This window comes from Streptomyces durocortorensis (assembly GCF_031760065.1).
GTDB lineage: Bacteria > Actinomycetota > Actinomycetes > Streptomycetales > Streptomycetaceae > Streptomyces.
On sequence record NZ_CP134500.1, the window covers coordinates 5,537,231 to 5,554,018 of the forward strand.

Annotated in this window: 14 protein-coding genes; 11 read left to right on the top strand and 3 right to left on the bottom strand. The window is 71.8% G+C overall.

The features are described 5' to 3' along the window. Window positions 1-3: 3 nt before the first annotated feature. Window positions 4-741, bottom strand: a complete 738-nt coding sequence (locus tag RI138_RS24595; protein WP_311121650.1) for an N-acetylmuramoyl-L-alanine amidase — start codon at window positions 739-741, stop codon at window positions 4-6. A 61-nt stretch (window positions 742-802) separates the two neighbouring features. On the opposite strand from RI138_RS24595, the gene mnmA reads away from it, so the two are divergent. After that, complete coding sequence (gene mnmA / locus RI138_RS24600; protein WP_311121651.1) at window positions 803-1,939, top strand: tRNA 2-thiouridine(34) synthase MnmA; 1,137 nt, start codon at window positions 803-805, stop codon at window positions 1,937-1,939. Between the two features lie 74 nt (window positions 1,940-2,013). Here the strand turns inward: mnmA and RI138_RS24605 are convergent, their stop codons facing one another. Together RI138_RS24605 and RI138_RS24610 are read right to left on the bottom strand one after the other, a co-directional pair. Next, a complete protein-coding gene (locus RI138_RS24605; protein ID WP_311121652.1) occupies window positions 2,014-2,814 on the bottom strand; it encodes an alpha/beta fold hydrolase in 801 nt (266 codons plus the stop codon). Window positions 2,815-2,888: 74 nt separating this feature from the next. After that, window positions 2,889-3,224, bottom strand: a complete 336-nt coding sequence (locus RI138_RS24610) for a DUF427 domain-containing protein (protein ID WP_311121653.1) — start codon at window positions 3,222-3,224, stop codon at window positions 2,889-2,891. Between the two features lie 117 nt (window positions 3,225-3,341). Between RI138_RS24610 and RI138_RS24615 the strand changes: the two genes are divergently transcribed. The 10 genes from RI138_RS24615 to RI138_RS24660 all read left to right on the top strand — a co-directional run bounded on the left by RI138_RS24615 (window position 3,342) and on the right by RI138_RS24660 (window position 16,736). After that, a complete protein-coding gene (locus tag RI138_RS24615; RefSeq protein ID WP_311121654.1) occupies window positions 3,342-3,881 on the top strand; it encodes an LOG family protein in 540 nt (179 codons plus the stop codon). A 48-nt stretch (window positions 3,882-3,929) separates the two neighbouring features. Further along, window positions 3,930-4,619, top strand: a complete 690-nt coding sequence (locus RI138_RS24620) for an SDR family oxidoreductase (protein WP_311121655.1) — start codon at window positions 3,930-3,932, stop codon at window positions 4,617-4,619. A gap of 45 nt (window positions 4,620-4,664) precedes the next feature. After that, window positions 4,665-5,693, top strand: a complete 1,029-nt coding sequence (locus tag RI138_RS24625; protein ID WP_311121656.1) for a methionine synthase — start codon at window positions 4,665-4,667, stop codon at window positions 5,691-5,693. Window positions 5,694-5,726: 33 nt separating this feature from the next. Next, entirely contained in the window at window positions 5,727-7,982 is a 2,256-nt protein-coding gene (gene ligA, locus RI138_RS24630; protein WP_311121657.1) for an NAD-dependent DNA ligase LigA, read from the top strand. A gap of 348 nt (window positions 7,983-8,330) precedes the next feature. After that, window positions 8,331-10,496, top strand: a complete 2,166-nt coding sequence (locus tag RI138_RS24635) for a putative bifunctional diguanylate cyclase/phosphodiesterase (RefSeq protein WP_311121658.1) — start codon at window positions 8,331-8,333, stop codon at window positions 10,494-10,496. Window positions 10,497-10,850: 354 nt separating this feature from the next. Next, complete coding sequence (gene gatC / locus RI138_RS24640) at window positions 10,851-11,147, top strand: Asp-tRNA(Asn)/Glu-tRNA(Gln) amidotransferase subunit GatC (protein ID WP_003966094.1); 297 nt, start codon at window positions 10,851-10,853, stop codon at window positions 11,145-11,147. A 5-nt stretch (window positions 11,148-11,152) separates the two neighbouring features. Next, on the top strand, window positions 11,153-12,655 hold the full coding sequence (gene gatA / locus RI138_RS24645) for an Asp-tRNA(Asn)/Glu-tRNA(Gln) amidotransferase subunit GatA (RefSeq protein ID WP_096626675.1): 1,503 nt from the start codon (window positions 11,153-11,155) through the stop codon (window positions 12,653-12,655). 5 nt (window positions 12,656-12,660) lie between these two features. Next, window positions 12,661-12,894 (top strand): hypothetical protein, encoded by a 234-nt coding sequence (locus RI138_RS24650; protein WP_018492329.1) that lies wholly within the window; start codon window positions 12,661-12,663, stop codon window positions 12,892-12,894. A 16-nt stretch (window positions 12,895-12,910) separates the two neighbouring features. Further along, window positions 12,911-14,419 (top strand): Asp-tRNA(Asn)/Glu-tRNA(Gln) amidotransferase subunit GatB, encoded by a 1,509-nt coding sequence (gatB, locus tag RI138_RS24655; protein ID WP_311121659.1) that lies wholly within the window; start codon window positions 12,911-12,913, stop codon window positions 14,417-14,419. Between the two features lie 208 nt (window positions 14,420-14,627). Beyond that, window positions 14,628-16,736 (top strand): phosphocholine-specific phospholipase C, encoded by a 2,109-nt coding sequence (locus tag RI138_RS24660; RefSeq protein ID WP_311121660.1) that lies wholly within the window; start codon window positions 14,628-14,630, stop codon window positions 16,734-16,736. The last annotated feature ends 52 nt before the right edge of the window (window positions 16,737-16,788 follow it).

The following is a 16,788-nucleotide window of genomic DNA, read 5'->3' on the forward strand; positions in this document are numbered from 1 at the left end:
CCGTCACCCGGCGGCCTTCGCCGACGGCGTGGGGGAGGGCGGTGCTGCCGCGGCCCGGCGCACCAGCTCCAGGTAGCGGTCCCAGTCCCAGTGCGGTCCCGGGTCGGTGTGGTCGGTGCCCGGCACCTCCACGTGCCCGATGATGTGCTCCCGGTCGATGGGTATGTCGTAACGCGCGCAGACCGAGGCCGTGAGCCGGGCCGACGACTCGTACATGGCCTTGGTGAGGTCTTTCGGGCGGTCCACGAACCCCTCGTGCTCGATGCCGACGGAGCGTTCGTTGTACGCGCGGTCACCCGCCTGATACGCCACGTCCAGCTCGCGGATCATCTGCACCACCCGTCCGTCCTGGCCCACGATGTAGTGCGTCGCGGCCCGGTGCGCGGGGTCCTGGAACACCTTCACCGCGCTGGCGAAGCTGCCCTGCGTGACATGGATGATCACACGGTCGATCCGGAAGTCGTCGGGGCGGTCCGCCCGCCGCCAGTTCCCCTCGGACGCGGCCACCCAGGTCGCGGCCGCGTAGTCCAGCTCACCCGGCTTCCGGGGCTTCTCGATGCCGGGCACCTGCCACCACAGGCGCTTCAGCCGGTCGCGCGTGAGCACGGCGGCGGTGCCGGCGGCCGCCGCCGCACCGCCGCCGATCAGCAGTGCGCGCCGGCTGACGCCGCTCGTGGGCTTCTTCCGCGAAGGCGTACGTGAGCGCTTTCGCGGGGCCCGGGTGCTCCCGTTGTTCCCCATGTGAACGTCAACGCATATCCGCGAGCGTTCGGTTCCCGGCGACCCGTACCCTGGAGGAGCTATGACTCAGACTTCCCAGCGCCCCCTGCGTGTCCTCGCCGCGATGTCGGGCGGTGTCGACTCGGCCGTCGCCGCGGCCCGCGCCGTCGAGGCGGGCCACGACGTGACCGGTGTCCATCTCGCCCTGTCCGCGAACCCCCAGTCCTTCCGGACCGGGGCGCGCGGCTGCTGCACGATCGAGGACTCCCGGGACGCCCGCCGCGCGGCCGACGTCATCGGTATCCCGTTCTACGTCTGGGACCTGGCGGAACGCTTCCGCGAGGACGTCGTCGAGGACTTCGTCGCGGAGTACGAGGCCGGGCGCACCCCCAACCCGTGCCTGCGCTGCAACGAGAAGATCAAGTTCGCCGCACTGCTCGACAAGGCCCTCGCCCTCGGCTTCGACGCCGTGTGCACCGGCCACTACGCCACGGTCGTGCTCGCCGAGGACGGCAGCCGCGAGCTGCACCGCGCCTCCGACATGGCCAAGGACCAGAGCTACGTGCTCGGCGTGCTGGACGAGAAGCAGCTCGCGCACGCCATGTTCCCGCTCGGCGACACCCTCACCACCAAGGACGAGATCCGCGCCGAGGCCGAGCGCCGGGGCCTGGCCGTCGCCAAGAAGCCCGACAGCCACGACATCTGCTTCATCGCCGACGGCGACACCCAGGGCTTCCTGGCCGACCGCCTCGGCGGCCCGGCCGAGGGCGACATCCTGGACGAGTCCGGTACGAAGCTGGGCACCCACGAGGGAGCGTTCGGCTTCACCATCGGCCAGCGCAAGGGCCTGAAGATCGGCCACCCCGCCGCCGACGGCAAGCCGCGCTACGTCCTCGACATCTCCCCGGTGAACAACACCGTCACCGTCGGCCCGGTCGAGGCCCTCGACGTGACCTCCCTGACCGCGATCAAGCCCCGCTGGTGCGGCACGCCCCCGTCCGGCCCCGGCACGTACACCGCCCAGCTCCGCGCCCACGGCGGGGAGTGCGAGGTCACGGCCGAGCTGGTCGACGGCGCCGAGCTGCACGTCACCTTCACCGAGCCGGTCCGGGGCGTGGCCCCCGGCCAGGCGGTCGTCCTCTACGACGGCACGCGCGTGGTCGGCTCCGCCACCATCGCGACGACGGTGCGCCGCGAGCGGGTGGCCACGGGGGCCTGAGACCGGTCCGTACGCCTGGCCGGTGCATCTGGTGAGTGGCACCCGGCCCGGTCCGTACGCCTGGTCCGCGCGCTCTACGACGCCTGGCGCGCGTACACGTCCTTGGCGAAGAAGTCCGCCAGCACCGGCGCGATGACCTGCGGGGCCACATCCCGCATCTGGCCCGTCAGCGTGCGGTGCCTGCCGCGCGGCAGCGCCTCGGCCAGGGTCCGGGTCACCGCACGGGCCGGGGCGGAGCTGAAGCCGCCGCAGATGACCAGCGTCCGGGCGGTGACGGCGGCGAACCGCTCCGCCGGGACCGCCCCGTTTCCCAGCAGCGCGTCGTCGTACGCCAGGGTGTGCGCCATCGCCTCCAGCTCCGCCCACAGCGGGGTGTGCCGCATCCGGGCCGCCGTCTCCTGGGCGACGCCCGTCGCGGACAGGAACAGCTCCACCGCCCCGCTCCGGTCCCCGGCCGCCAGCAGCTGGTGCAGCCGGGCCGTGCAGCGGGCCTTGAACAACAGGCCGGACGCGCCCGGAGTGTAGGGCGGCTCGTACACGGCGAGCAGCTCCACCGGCAGCCCGGCGGCGGCCGCCTCCAGCGCCAGCGCCCCGCCCGACGCCATCCCGAAGACCGCCGCGCCAGGCCCCGCCGCGCCGACGACGGCGGCCAGGTCCTCGGTCTCCCGCCCCGCGGCACCGGACCGGGCGTCACCGCTGGCGCCCCGGCCCCGGCGGTCGTAGGTGATCACCGTGAAGCGCGGGGCCAGCAGGGCGGCCAGCGGCGCGTCGGTCGCCGCAGTGCTCAGCGCCCCGCCGACCAGCACCAGCGGTGGCCCCTCGCCCTGGCGGCGGTAGGCGATCGGGGTGCCGTCGGCGGAGAGAATCCTGTCCATGGGAGAGGAGACCGGGGCGGGCCGCGAAACTCATCGCTCCGGTGGAAAGAACTTCAAGGAGCCCGTGCCCGGGGTCAGTCGGCCACGGTCTCCGTCGCGTAGAAGCAGAAGTGGCCCCTGATCGCGGCGACTTCGGGCTTCGGGTCCGGGTAGGCCCAGACGAGATCGGCCGCGCCCGGCAGTGACCAGTAGGAGGCGTCCCCCTTGAACGGGCAGTGTGTGCTGGCGTCCGACGGGCTCAGCAGCTCGGTGCGGACGTCCTCGGGCGGCAGGTAGTAACGGACCGGACAGCCCGTCTCGCGGAGCACGAGCGGGCGGCGGCTCTCGGCCAGCACCTGCCCGTCGTGCACCGCCCGGACGTGCTCGGTGCCCTGCTCGACGGTGATGCGGTGTCCTCGGGTGGCAGTCATGCCGGTTTCAGCGACGTACGGGCCCGAAATCTTCCCCGCTCCTCGGCGTTGGCCGGAATCATCCCCGGCCCCTCTCCGGGTCGCACGACTGTCCGAGGCGGGTCGTACGGTTGCCCCATGAACATCTGCGTCTTCCTCTCCGCCGCCGACCTCGACGACCGCTACACCGTGCCCGCCCGGGAGTTCGCCGAGTTGCTGGGCAGAGGCGGGCACACCCTGGTCTGGGGCGGATCGGAGAGCGGCCTGATGAAGGTCGTCGCGGACGGCGTCCAGGCGGCGGGCGGGCGGCTCGTCGGGGTGTCGGTCGAATTCCTCGCCGCGAAGGCCCGGACCAACGCCGACGAGATGGTGATCGCCCGCGATCTCGCCGAGCGCAAGGCCCTCCTCCTGGAGAAGGCCGACGCCGTGGTCATCATGGTCGGCGGGACCGGGACGCTGGACGAGGCCACCGAGATCCTGGAGCTGAAGAAGCACGGCAAGCACACCAAGCCGGTGGTCCTGCTGAACACGGCGGGCTTCTACGACGGGCTGCGCCAGCAGTTCCAGCGCATGGAGGACGAGGGCTTCCTGCCTGTACCCCTCACCGACCTGGTCTTCTTCGCCAAGGACGGCGTCGGCGCGCTCGCCTACCTGGAGGAGGCCGCCGGCCACCAGTGAGCAGGGGCGTCCGCCGGACCCGGTGATCGCAGCCCTTAGGATCGCCCCATGCCCACCCACCTCATCACCGGCGCCGGTTCCGGCATCGGGGCCGCCGTCGCCCGCCGTCTCCAGGAGCGCGGCGACGACCTCGTCCTGCTCGCCCGCGACGCCGGCCGCGCCAAGGAGCTCGCCGACCGCTACCCGGGCGCGCGCACACTCGTCGGCGACCTCGGCAACCCCGACCGGCTCTCCTGGGCGTTCGGCCAGCAGACCATGCCCGAGCGGATCGACACCCTGCTGCACATCGCGGGCGTCGTCGAGCTGGGCGGCGTCGCCGAACTCACCCCCAAGGCCTGGCACTTCCAGCTCAACGCCAACCTGATCGCCCCCGCCGAGATCACCCGCCTCCTGCTCCCACAGCTGCGCGTCGCCCAGGGCCACGTCCTCTTCGTGAACTCCGGCGCCGGGCTCAACGCCCACGCCGAGTGGGGCGCGTACGCCGCGAGCAAGCACGGCCTCAAGGCCCTCGCCGACTCGCTGCGCCACGAGGAACACGGCAACGGGGTCCGCGTCACCTCGGTCTACCCCGGGCGTACCGCCAGCCCCATGCAGGCCAAGGTCCACCAGCAGGAGGGCAAGGAGTACGAAGCCGCCCGCTGGATCGACCCCGAGTCGGTGGCCACCACCATCCTGATGGCGATCGACCTGCCGCGCGACGCCGAGGTCAACGACCTCACCGTCCGCCCCGGCCGCTGACGTCCCGGGGAGCAGGTCTCCCGCCCCGGACCGTAGGCTTCGCGCGTGAGCGAGAAGAGCAAGTTCAGCGGGTGTCCGGCGACCGGTATCGGGTCCATGCCGGGAGGGGACGCGAGGGAGGCGGCGAAGACCGTCACCGGCTCCTTCGCCGACGGCCAGGGCATGCCGTACCTGGCGGAGCTGCCCGCGCGCGGGCCGGGCGCCGACATGATCGGCCGCAGCGTCGGCCTGCTCGTCGAGATGTACGGGCACGTAGAGCCGAGCGGCTGGCGGATCAGCGACCGGCCCGGCCGCGACACCCGCCGCGCCCGCTCCTGGCTGCGGGAGGACCTGGACGCCCTGGAGGAGTTCACCCAGGGATACGAGGGCCCGCTCAAGGTCCAGGCCGTCGGCCCGTGGACGCTCGCCGCCGCGCTGGAACTGCGCGGCGGTGAGGCCATGCTGGCTGACCCGGGTGCCTGCCGCGACCTGGCCGGGTCCCTGGCCGAGGGGCTGCGCGGGCACCTTGCCGAGGTGCGCCGCCGGATGCCAGGGGCAGAGATCGTGCTGCAACTGGACGAACCGTCCCTGACCGCTGTCCTGCTCGGCCGGGTCCGCTCCGCCAGCGGCTACCGCACCTACCGCGCCGTCGACCGCCAGATCGTCGAGGCGACCCTGCGCGACGTGCTCGCCGCCGCGGGCGAGGACGGCACGACGCTCGTCCACTCCTGCGCCCCCGAGGTGCCCTTCGCGCTGCTGCGCCGCGCCGGGGCCGACGGCATCTCGTTCGATTTCTCGCTGCTCACCGAGCGTGAGGAGGAGGCGATCGGGGAGGCCGTCGAGAGCGGCACCCAGCTGTTCCTGGGCGTGGTGCCCTCCACGGACGCCGCTTCAGGGCCATTGTCAGACCCGGGCGGTAGCGTCATGGGTGTCAGGAAGCTGTGGAGCAGGCTGGGGCTGAATCCGGGGACTCTCGCCGAGTCCGTCGTGATCACTCCGTCGTGCGGTCTCGCGGGGGCATCGCCCGCGCACGCCCGCACCGCGCTCGCCCACTGCGCCAGGGCGGCGAGATCGCTCGCAGACAACCCTGAGTGACGGGCACGACGGGGTAACGGGAGGATGGGGACGATGGTCGGCGAACAGCGGGTGGAGCAGGAGAGCTCGGTTCCGGCGGACGTGCGGGAGAAGCACGCGGTGCTGGCCGAGCAGATCGAGGAGCACCGCTTCCGCTACTACGTGAAGGACCAGCCGGTCGTCAGCGATGCCGAGTTCGACCGGCTGCTGCGCTCACTGGAGGCCCTGGAGGCGGAGCACCCGGCGCTGCGCAACCCGGACTCCCCGACCCAGAAGGTCGCCGGGCCCTATGTCACGGAGTTCACCTCCGTGGAGCACCGCGAGCGCATGCTCTCCCTGGACAACGCCTTCGACGACGAGGAGCTGGCCGGCTGGGCCGAGCGGGTGGCCAAGGACGTCGGCACCCCCGGCCACCACTTCCTGTGCGAGCTGAAGGTCGACGGGCTCGCCGTCAACCTCACCTACGAGCACGGCAGGCTGACCCGGGCGGCGACCCGGGGCGACGGCCGCACCGGCGAGGACATCACCCCCAACGTCCGGACGATCGCCGAGATCCCGCACCGCCTCAAGGGCGACGGCATCCCGGCGCTCGTCGAGATCCGCGGCGAGGTCTTCTTCCCGATGGAGGGTTTCGAGGAGCTGAACGCCCGGCTGGTCGCCGCCGACGACAAGCCCTTCGCCAACCCGCGCAACGCGGCCGCCGGATCGCTGCGCCAGAAGGACCCCAAGGTCACCGCCACCCGCCCGCTGCACATGGTGGTGCACGGCATCGGCGCCCACGAGGGCCTGAGCATCGACCGCCTCTCCCAGGCCTACGACCTCCTCCACGCCTGGGGCCTGCCCACGGCCCAGCACAACAAGGTCGTCGACTCCCTCGCCGGCGTACGGGAGTTCATCGCGTACTACGGCGAGCACCGGCACTCCGTGGAGCACGAGATCGACGGGGTCGTCGTCAAGCTCGACGAGATCCCGCTCCAGGGCCGCCTGGGCTCCACCTCGCGCGCCCCGCGCTGGGCCATCGCCTGGAAGTACGCCCCCGAAGAGGTCAACACCAAGCTGGTCAACATCCGCGTCGGCGTCGGGCGCACGGGCCGCGTCACCCCCTACGCCCAGGTCGAGCCGGTCGAAGTGGCCGGTTCCGAGGTCGAGTTCGCCACCCTGCACAACCAGAACGTGGTCAAGGCCAAGGGCGTCCTCATCGGCGACACCGTGGTCATCCGCAAGGCGGGCGACGTCATCCCGGAGATCCTCGGCCCTGTCGTCGATCTGCGCGACGGCACCGAGAAGGCGTTCGAGATGCCGTCCCACTGCCCCGAGTGCGGGACGGAGCTGCGCCCCATGAAGGAGGGCGACATCGATCTCCGCTGCCCCAACGCCCGTACCTGCCCGGCCCAGTTGCGCGAGCGGCTCTTCTATCTCGCCGGGCGCAAGTGCCTGGACATCGACCACTTCGGCTATGTGGCCGCCGCCGCCCTGACCCGGCCGCTGGAGCCCGCCGAGCCGGTCCTCAAGGACGAGAGCGACCTGTTCTCCCTCACGATCGACCAGCTGCTGCCGATCCGCGCCTATGTCCTGGACCAGGACAGCGGGCTGCCCAAGCGCGACCCGAAGACCGGCGAGGAGAAGATCGCCACCGTCTTCGCCAACCAGCAGGGCGAGCCCAAGAAGAACGCGGTCGCCATGCTGGAGGGCATCGCCGCCGCCAAGGAGGCCCCGCTCGCGCGCATCCTCACCGGGCTCTCCATCCGCCATGTCGGACCGGTCGCCGCCCAGGAGCTGGCCCGTCAGTTCCGCTCCATCGACCGGATCGACGAGGCGAGCGAGGAGGAGCTGGCCGCCGCCGACGGTGTCGGGCCGACCATCGCCGCCTCGGTCAAGCAGTGGTTCGCCGAGGACTGGCACCGCGAGATCCTGCGCAAGTGGCGTGAGGCCGGGGTGCGGATGGCGGACGAGGGGTCCGACGAGGACGAGGGCCCCCGCCCCCTCGAAGGGCTCACCGTCGTCGTCACCGGCACCCTCGCGGGCCACACCCGCGACGGCGCGAAGGCGGCGCTCCAGGCACTCGGTGCGAAGGTCGCCGGATCGGTGTCGAAGAAGACCGCGTTCGTGGTCGTCGGCGACAACCCCGGCTCCAAGTACGACAAGGCGATGCAGCTGAAGGTTCCCGTGCTGGACGAGGACGGATTCGCGATCCTCCTCGAACAGGGGCCCGAACAAGCCAAGGGAGCGGCCCTGCCCATTCCGGGAGCCGAGCCCGAATCTACGTCCGAAGCGGCCGCGAAGTCCGACCCCGAGGCGGACGCGGAGTAACCGACCGCAGGGCCGCAGGTCGTCCGCCGTTCTCCGGATCGAGACGTCTTCGAGACGCGGCCCGGGCGTGGCGCGACCCGGAGCGGGAAGGAAACGGGGCAGAGGGGTGAAGAAGGGTCCGGCGGGCCCCGAACAGCCCTCCCGTTTCACCCGTTCGGCGCATAGCAGATGGTGACGGGTGGTCGGCTCGCATTCGGGCAAGAGCGGTAGAGCGCTGCCCCTGGAAGCCTTTCGCGGCCTACTGTTGAGAGGTGCGCCTGCCGTGCACGGCTGCCCGACCGGGCCGTGGTGCCACGGACGCGGGCGCCACCGAGGGACATCGGCACCGCCGGCTGTGAGAGGGACGGAATGAAACCGACCGAGAGCGCCGCCCCGGTGTCGCGGCTGCAAGGTTTCGTCGGCCTCACGCCCCCCGTGGGCGCCGCCGTCGTAGGGACCGCCGCGTTACTTCTGGCGGTCGGGTTCTACCAGACCGTGCACGAAGGGCACGCGCTCTTCCCGGACGGGGCCGTCGGCTGGTCCCTCGCAGTGCTCACCGGGATCATCGTCGGCCATCTGGTGGCGCTGGGCCGCGACCGGTGGTGGGGCGGCACCGGCTCCGGGGCCGCCCTCACCCTCGCCGTGCTGCTGCTGTACGGCTGGCTGCCCGCCGGTCTGGTCAGCCTCGCCGTCGTGGTGCTCGTCGGGACCGCCCGCAGACACCGCTGGTGGCAGGGGCTGCTCCACGGCGCGGTGGACATCCTCGGCATCGGGGCGGCCGCCCTCGTGCTCGCCGCCTTCGGGGTCGTGCCCACCGTCGAGGAGCCCTGGCGGCCACTCGACTGGGGCATCGCGGCCGTCCCGGAGCTGGTCCTTACGGCGTCGACGTATCTTCTCGTCACCCGGGTCCTGCTGTGGTACGCACGGGCCCCGCACGGCGGCGGGCTGCCGACGATAGCCCGCACCGCGCTGCTGCGGCAGGGGCTCGTCGCCGTCGCGCTCCTCGGGCTCGCTCCGCTGATCTGCGCCGTCGCGATGTCCATGCCCATCCTGCTGCCGCTCTTCGCGGTGCCCCTGATCGCCCTGGACTCCACGCTCTGGATCGCCCGTGCCCGCGCCGAGGAGCAGCTGCGCGACCCGCTGACCGGGCTGCCCAACCGCCAGTGGCTGCTGGAGCGCACCTGGTCGGCCCTGGAGGACGCGGAGAGCATCGGCACCCGCTCGGCGCTGGTCCTGATCGACCTGGACCGCTTCCGCGCGGTCAACGACACCCTGGGCCACCTCGCCGGTGACCGGCTGTTGCTTCAGATAGCGGAGCGCCTGCGGCTCGCCCTGCCGCGCGGTGCGGAGGCGGCCCGGCTCGGCGGCGACGAGTTCGCCGTACTGCTGCCGCACACCGACTCCACCACCAGCGCCCAGCAGGTCGCCCGCCACCTCGTCGCCGAGCTGTCCTCGCCCCTCGACCTCGACGGGCTGACCCTCGTCCTGGAGGCCAGCGCCGGAGTCGCCGTCTACCCCGACCACGCCCTGGACGCCGAAGGGCTGCTGCGCCGCGCGGACGTCGCGATGTACCAGGCCAAGCGGGACCGCACCGGCGTGGAGGTCTACGAGTCCAAGCGCGACAGCAACACCCCCGACCGGCTCGGGCTCCTCGGGGATCTGCGCCGGGCGCTGGACGCGGGCGACGTCGAGCTGCACTACCAGCCCAAGGTCCGCTTCGACGGGCAGGTCGCGGGCCTGGAGGCGCTGGTGCGCTGGGTGCATCCGGAGCGCGGCCGGGTCCCCCCGGACGAGTTCATCGCCATCGCGGAGTCCTCCGGTCTGATGCCGCACCTCACCGAATACGTCCTGGAGACGGCGCTCGCGCAGGTCGCCCGGTGGCGGGCCCAGGGCCTGTTCGTCCCCGTCGCGGTCAACGTCTCCCCGCGCGATGTGCACACCCCCGGCTTCGCGGGGGGCGTCGCCGCCCGCCTCGCCCGCCACGGCGTGCCCGCGGGAGCCCTCCAACTGGAGATCACCGAGCATGTGCTGCTCGAAGACCCGCAGCGGGCCGCCGACACCCTGGCCGGGCTCACCGCGCACGGCGTGAAGATGTCCCTCGACGACTTCGGCACCGGCTACTCCTCCCTGGTCCACCTGCGCAGACTGCCGGTCAGCGAGCTGAAGATCGACCGGTCCTTCGTGGCCCGGCTGGCCGTCGACCACGAGGACGCGGAGATCGTCCGCTGCACCATCGACCTCGCCCACTCGCTCGGCCTGGTCGTCGTCGCCGAGGGCGTCGAGGACGACGAGACGTGGGAGCGCCTGCGGAACCTGCGGTGCGACGCGGTGCAGGGCTGGCTGGTGGCCGCCGCGATGCCGCCCCAGGAGACGACGGCCTGGCTGCGGGCGCGCGGCGAGCACGGCTGGCACCGTCCCGCGGAGCTGAAGGCCCGGGCGGCGGCCGCCGCGGCGAACGGGAAGCCGAAGGCCGAGCAGCACGAGCACCCGCAATCGGCCCAGGGACGCGCGATCTCGGGCCCGGCGACGACCTGAGCCCGGGCCTCGTTCCCGTACGAACGGCTCCGCGCGCCCGTGCGGAAACGGCACCCCGTCCCCGTACGGAACACCGCACCGCCCACCGAAAGGGGCGGGCCGATCGGGGCGGGGCACCCCTCCCCGGTGGACCCCATAGGATTGGGGGTCGGTGGCACATTTCCGCCTGCCGCCCGACGCCTGGCACGCACGCTCGCCGCGTTGCCGAATCGCCCACGTGGCTCCGTCACGAGGGCGCTCCGGCGCCTTGCGATCGCACGCACCGGACGCCGCGCGGCCGTCCTTCGGACGGACGGTGGAGATGTGCCGCCGACCCCCGGCCACAACCACACACCAACCCCTGAGGATCGCTGCATGCCTGGCATCACGCGCGAGGAGGTCGCCCACCTCGCCCGGCTGGCGCGTCTGGAGCTGAAGGGCGAAGAGCTCGATCACTTCGCCGGTCAGCTCGACGACATCATCGGCGCGGTCGCCCGCGTCTCCGAGGTCGCCGACCAAGACGTACCGCCGACCTCCCACCCGCTGCCGCTGACCAACGTCATGCGCGCGGACGAGGTCCGTCCGTCGCTCACCCCCGCGCAGGCGCTCTCCGGCGCCCCGGCCCAGGAGCAGCAGCGTTTCAAGGTGCCGCAGATCCTGGGGGAGGACTAACCGCCATGACGGACATCAGCACCATCATCAAGCTCACCGCGGCCGAGATCGCCGCGAAGATCGCCTCCGGCGAGCTCACCGCCGTCGAGGTCACCGAGGCCCACCTCGCCCGGATCGACGCGGTCGACGAGAAGGTCCACGCCTTCCTGCACATCGACCGCGAAGGCGCGCTCGCCCAGGCCCGTGCCGTGGACGCCAAGCGCGAGGCGGGCGAGAAGCTCGGCCCGCTGGCCGGGGTCCCGCTCGCGCTGAAGGACATCTTCACCACCAAGGACATGCCGACCACCGTCGGTTCCAAGATCCTTGAGGGCTGGGTCCCGCCGTACGACGCCACGCTCACGCGGAAGCTGCGCGCCGCCGACGTCGTCATCCTCGGCAAGACCAACATGGACGAGTTCGCCATGGGGTCCTCCACCGAGAACAGCGCCTACGGCCCCACCGGCAACCCCTGGGACCTCACCCGCATCCCCGGCGGCTCCGGCGGCGGTTCCTCCGCGGCCCTCGCCTCCTACGAGGCCCCGCTCGCCATCGGCACGGACACCGGCGGCTCGATCCGCCAGCCCGCCGCCGTCACCGGCACGGTCGGCGTCAAGCCCACCTACGGCGGCGTCTCCCGCTACGGCATGGTCGCCTTCTCGTCCTCCCTCGACCAGGGCGGGCCCTGCGCCCGTACGGTCCTGGACGCGGCGCTGCTCCACGAGGCGATCGCCGGGCACGACCCGCTGGACTCGACCTCCATCGACGCCCCGGTCCCGCCGGTCGTCGAGGCCGCCCGCAACGGCTCCGTACAGGGCATGCGCGTCGGTGTCGTCAAGCAGTTCCGCGGCGAGGGCTACCAGGCCGGTGTGCTCCAGCGCTTCGACGAGTCGGTCGAGCTGCTGAAGTCGCTCGGCGCCACGATCGTCGAGCTGGACTGCCCCTCCTTCGACCTGGCGCTCTCCGCGTACTACCTGATCGCGCCCTCCGAGTGCTCCTCCAACCTGGCCCGCTTCGACGCCATGCGCTACGGCCTGCGGGTCGGCGACGACGGTACGAAGTCGGCCGAGGAGGTCACCGCGCTGACCCGCGAGGCGGGCTTCGGCGACGAGGTCAAGCGCCGCGTCATCCTGGGGACGTACGCGCTCAGCTCCGGCTACTACGACGCGTACTACGGCTCGGCCCAGAAGGTCCGCACCCTCATCACCCAGGACTTCGAGAAGGCCTTCGAGCAGGTCGACGTGATCGTCTCCCCGACGACCCCGACCACCGCCTTCCCGATCGGCGAGCGCGCCGACGACCCGATGGCGATGTACCTCGCGGACCTGTGCACCATCCCGACCAACCTGGCCGGAAACTCCGCCATGTCGCTGCCCTGCGGCCTGGCCCCGGAGGACGGTCTGCCGGTCGGGCTGCAGATCATCGCCCCCGCCATGAAGGACGACCGGCTCTACAAGGTCGGCGCGGCCGTCGAGTCCGCCTTCGTGGAAAAGTGGGGGCACCCGCTGCTTGAGGAGGCTCCGTCGCTGTGAGTGCCATGGCAAAGAAGGCCAGTAACTTCAAGAAGTCCAAGACCGGGCTGTACGTCTCGCTCGGCAGTACCGCGTTCGGCGCGATCAGCATCGCCAAGCAGGCGAAGCTCGCCCGCCAGGACAACGACGTGCTGCGGCTCGTCGATGCGGCGGTCTCCGCGGCCGCCATCGTCACCGGACTCGCGATCCTCTATCGCGAACTGAAGCGTCTCGGCGACGACGACGTTCTGCTGGGCTGAGAGGGAAAGTTTCACCGTGACTGTCACTGACCTGGTGTCGTACGAGGACGCGCTCGCGTCCTACGACCCCGTCATGGGCCTCGAAGTCCATGTCGAGCTCGGCACCAAGACGAAGATGTTCTGCGGCTGCTCCACGGAGCTGAAGCAGGACGCCAACTCCCAGACCTGCCCGGTCTGTCTCGGGCTGCCCGGCGCGCTGCCGGTCGTCAACGAGATCGGCGTCGAATCCGCCATCAAGATCGGTCTCGCGCTGCACTGCGAGATCGCCGAGTGGTGCCGCTTCGCCCGGAAGAACTACTTCTATCCGGACATGCCGAAGAACTTCCAGACCTCCCAGTACGACGAGCCGATCGCCTTCAACGGCTATCTGGACGTCCAGCTGGAGGACGGCGAGATCTTCCGCGTGGAGATCGAGCGCGCCCACATGGAGGAGGACACCGGCAAGTCGACGCACGTCGGGGGTGCCACCGGCCGTATCCACGGCGCGTCCCACTCCCTGCTCGACTACAACCGGGCCGGTATCCCGCTCATCGAGATCGTCACCAAGCCGATCGAGGGCGCGGGCGCCCGCGCCCCCGAGGTCGCCAAGGCGTACGTCGCCGAGCTCCGCGAGCTGATCAAGGCCCTCGGGGTCTCCGAGGCGCGCATGGAGATGGGCCAGATGCGCTGCGACGTCAACCTGTCGCTGCGGCCCAACGGCACCGAGAAGTTCGGTACGCGCTCCGAGACGAAGAACGTGAACTCGCTGCGTTCCGTCGAGCGGGCCGCGCGCTTCGAGATCCAGCGCCACGCGGCCGTTCTGTCCTCGGGCGGCACGATCGTGCAGGAGACCCGGCACTTCCACGAGGAGGACGGCTCCACCACGGCCGGCCGCATCAAGGACAACGCCGAGGACTACCGCTACTTCCCCGAGCCGGACCTGGTCCCCGTCGCGCCCGCGCGCGATTGGGTCGAGGAGCTGCGCAAGGGCCTCCCCGAGCTGCCCCGGCTGCGCCGGGCGCGGCTCAAGGAGGAGTGGGGCGTCTCCGAGCACGACATGCAGTCCATCCTCAACGCGGGCGCGGTCGACCTGATCGTCGCCACGATCGAGGCGGGCGCCCCCTCCGACCAGGCCCGCAAGTGGTGGATGGGTGAGCTGGCCCGTAACGCCAACGAGACCGGCCGCGGCCTGGACGAGCTCCCGATCACCCCGGCCCAGGTGGCCCGGGTGGCCGCGCTCGTCGCCGCGGGCGACCTCAACGACAAGCTGGCCCGCCAGGTCATCGAGGGCGTCCTCGCGGGCGAGGGCGACCCGGACGCCGTCGTCGAGAAGCGCGGCCTGAAGGTCGTCTCGGACGAGGGCGCCCTGTCCACGGCCGTGGACGAGGCCATCGCGTGCAACGCGGCCATCGCGGACAAGATCCGCGGCGGCAAGGTCGCGGCGGCGGGCGCGCTCGTCGGCGCGGTCATGAAGGCCACCCGCGGCCAGGCGGACGCGGCGCGGGTGCGCGAGCTGATCCTGGAGAAGCTCGGCGTCGAGGGCTGATCCCTCGGCTGAACACAGCCCTGAAGGGGCGGTGCACCCGCATTGCGCGGGCGCGCCGCCCCTTCGGCGTACGAGTGGCGGACCGGGGCCGGTTGGACTTTCCGGTCCGACCTGTTGGACGTTCACCACCGGGCCGTACACAGTCCTTCCCGCCGCTACCCGGTCTGACTAGCTTCCAGGCTGTAACCACCTGAACCGGGAGGCTCTCTTGACCACGGACATGTCACGGCGACGGCTCTTCGCGCTCGGCGGAGGCGCGCTCGGCGCCGCTGCGGCCGGATCGTTCCTGCCGCCGTCGCTCCAGGCCGCCATCGCCGCGCAGCCCGCCCACGCGGGGTCCGGCGGCGGAGGGCTGAGGTCCATCAAGCACGTGGTGATCCTGATGCAGGAGAACCGTTCCTTCGACCACTACTTCGGCACCTTGCGCGGCGTACGCGGCTTCGGCGACCGCAACGCCATCGAGCTGCCCACCGGCGGGACCGTCTTCGAGCAGCCCGGCCCCTCCGGCTCCACCGTCCTGCCCTTCCCGGTGCGCGGGGCGGCCGAGGAGCAGGAGAAGGACCTCCAGTACATCGGCGCCCTCGACCACTCCTGGAACGGCGGCGCGACGGCCTGGGGCGGCGGCTGGATGAACGGCTGGATCAGCGCCAAGACCGCCGCCACCATGGCGTACTACGACCGCCGCGACATCCCGCTCCACTACGAGCTGGCCGACACCTTCACCGTCTGCGACGCCTACCACTCCTCCATCCACACCTCCACCAGCCCCAACCGCAACCACCTGTGGAGCGGGAAGACCGGCTTCGAGGCGAACGGGAAACGGGCCGTCGGCAACGACGCGTACAACGAGGGCAGCCATCCCGGCTACGACTGGTCCACCTACGCCGAGCGGCTGGAGAAGGCGGGCCGCACCTGGCGTACGTACACCGAGTGGGAGAACTTCACCGACAACCAGATCGAGTTCTACGCCACCTTCAAGGCGATCGCCCGCAAGGCGCTCGCCAGGACCGGCGGTCACACGTACATGGAGGCGTTCTACGCCGAGGTCCGGGGCGCGTCCGAGGCCGAGCGCGAGCGGCTGCTCGGACTGCTGGAGGAGGGCGTGGACACGCTCACCCGGCACGAGCGCAGTCTCTTCGAGCGAGGGCTGCGCCGGGTGCCGACCGGGACCCTCGCCGACGCGTTCGCCGAGGACGTGGCGGCCGGGACGCTGCCGGAAGTCTCCTACCTGGTGCCCTCGGCGGTCGACTCCGAGCACCCGAGCGTCTCCTCGCCCGTGCACAGCGCGACCGTCGTCTACAAGATCCTCGACGCGCTCGGCAAGCACCCGGATGTGTGGCGGCACACCGCCGTGCTGATCAACTACGACGAGAACGACGGTTTCTTCGACCACGTCCCGCCGCCCGTCGCACCCCCCGGGGTGACCGAGGAGCAGTGGGACGGCCGCCCGACCGGCCTCGGGATACGGGTGCCGCTGCTCGTCGTCTCGCCCTGGACCGTCGGCGGATACGTCTGCTCCGAGGTCTTCGACCACACCTCCGTCATCCGCTTCCTGGAGCGCTGGACCGGTGTGAAGGAGCCCAACATCGGCGACTGGCGCCGCCGCGTCACCGGCGATCTCACCTCCGCCTTCGACTTCTCCCGGCCCCGGCGGCAGCCCGCCGTCGAGGCGCCCGGGGCGATCCCGCCGTTCGGGGGCCGCTGGCAGCCGAGGCCGCCCGCCGTCCAGCACCTCCCGGTCCAGGAGCCCGGCGTACGCCCGGCGCGCCCGCTGCCGTACCAGCTGGACGCGCAGGTCAGGAGGTCGGGCGGAAGCCTGCGGGTGGAGCTGGGGAACACCGGGCGGTCCTCGGCGCACTTCACGCTCTACCCGTACGCCGGTGAGTTCCCGGCCCCGCAGCACCGGGACGTCCGGGGCGCCGCGCACTGGACCCTACCGCTGACCGGGGAGGCGTACCGCTTCACCGTCACCGGCCCGAACGGCTTCCGGCGCGAGTTCGCCGGGCCTGCCGACGGGGGAGCCGAGGTCACCACCCGTATCGACACCCGCGAGCGCGACCTCCACCTCGTCCTGCGCAACACCGGCCGCCGCCCGCTGACCTTCCTGGTCCGGCCGCTCGGGTACGTCGACGAGGACGACCTGCGGGACTGGACCCGCCGCATCACCGTCAAGCCGGGCCGCCGCCGTACGGTCGTGCACTCCGCGGCCGACGCCCACGGCTGGTACGACCTCGCCGTCACGGCCGACGGGGAGGACGGCTTCCGGCGGCGGCTCATGGGGCACATCGAGAACGGCCGCGCCAGCGTCTCCGGCTGACTCCGGCACGCGAGTCACAGGGCCCGGTGTATCCCGTATAAGGACCAGATCA

Coding starts and splice junctions, on each gene's coding strand:
- RI138_RS24595 (WP_311121650.1), bottom strand. CDS start 741: ATGGGGAACAACGGGAGCACCCGGGCCCCGCGAAAGCGCTCACGTACG.
- mnmA (WP_311121651.1), top strand. CDS start 803: ATGACTCAGACTTCCCAGCGCCCCCTGCGTGTCCTCGCCGCGATGTCG.
- RI138_RS24605 (WP_311121652.1), bottom strand. CDS start 2,814: ATGGACAGGATTCTCTCCGCCGACGGCACCCCGATCGCCTACCGCCGC.
- RI138_RS24610 (WP_311121653.1), bottom strand. CDS start 3,224: ATGACTGCCACCCGAGGACACCGCATCACCGTCGAGCAGGGCACCGAG.
- RI138_RS24615 (WP_311121654.1), top strand. CDS start 3,342: ATGAACATCTGCGTCTTCCTCTCCGCCGCCGACCTCGACGACCGCTAC.
- RI138_RS24620 (WP_311121655.1), top strand. CDS start 3,930: ATGCCCACCCACCTCATCACCGGCGCCGGTTCCGGCATCGGGGCCGCC.
- ligA (WP_311121657.1), top strand. CDS start 5,727: ATGGTCGGCGAACAGCGGGTGGAGCAGGAGAGCTCGGTTCCGGCGGAC.
- RI138_RS24635 (WP_311121658.1), top strand. CDS start 8,331: ATGAAACCGACCGAGAGCGCCGCCCCGGTGTCGCGGCTGCAAGGTTTC.
- gatC (WP_003966094.1), top strand. CDS start 10,851: ATGCCTGGCATCACGCGCGAGGAGGTCGCCCACCTCGCCCGGCTGGCG.
- gatA (WP_096626675.1), top strand. CDS start 11,153: ATGACGGACATCAGCACCATCATCAAGCTCACCGCGGCCGAGATCGCC.
- RI138_RS24650 (WP_018492329.1), top strand. CDS start 12,661: ATGGCAAAGAAGGCCAGTAACTTCAAGAAGTCCAAGACCGGGCTGTAC.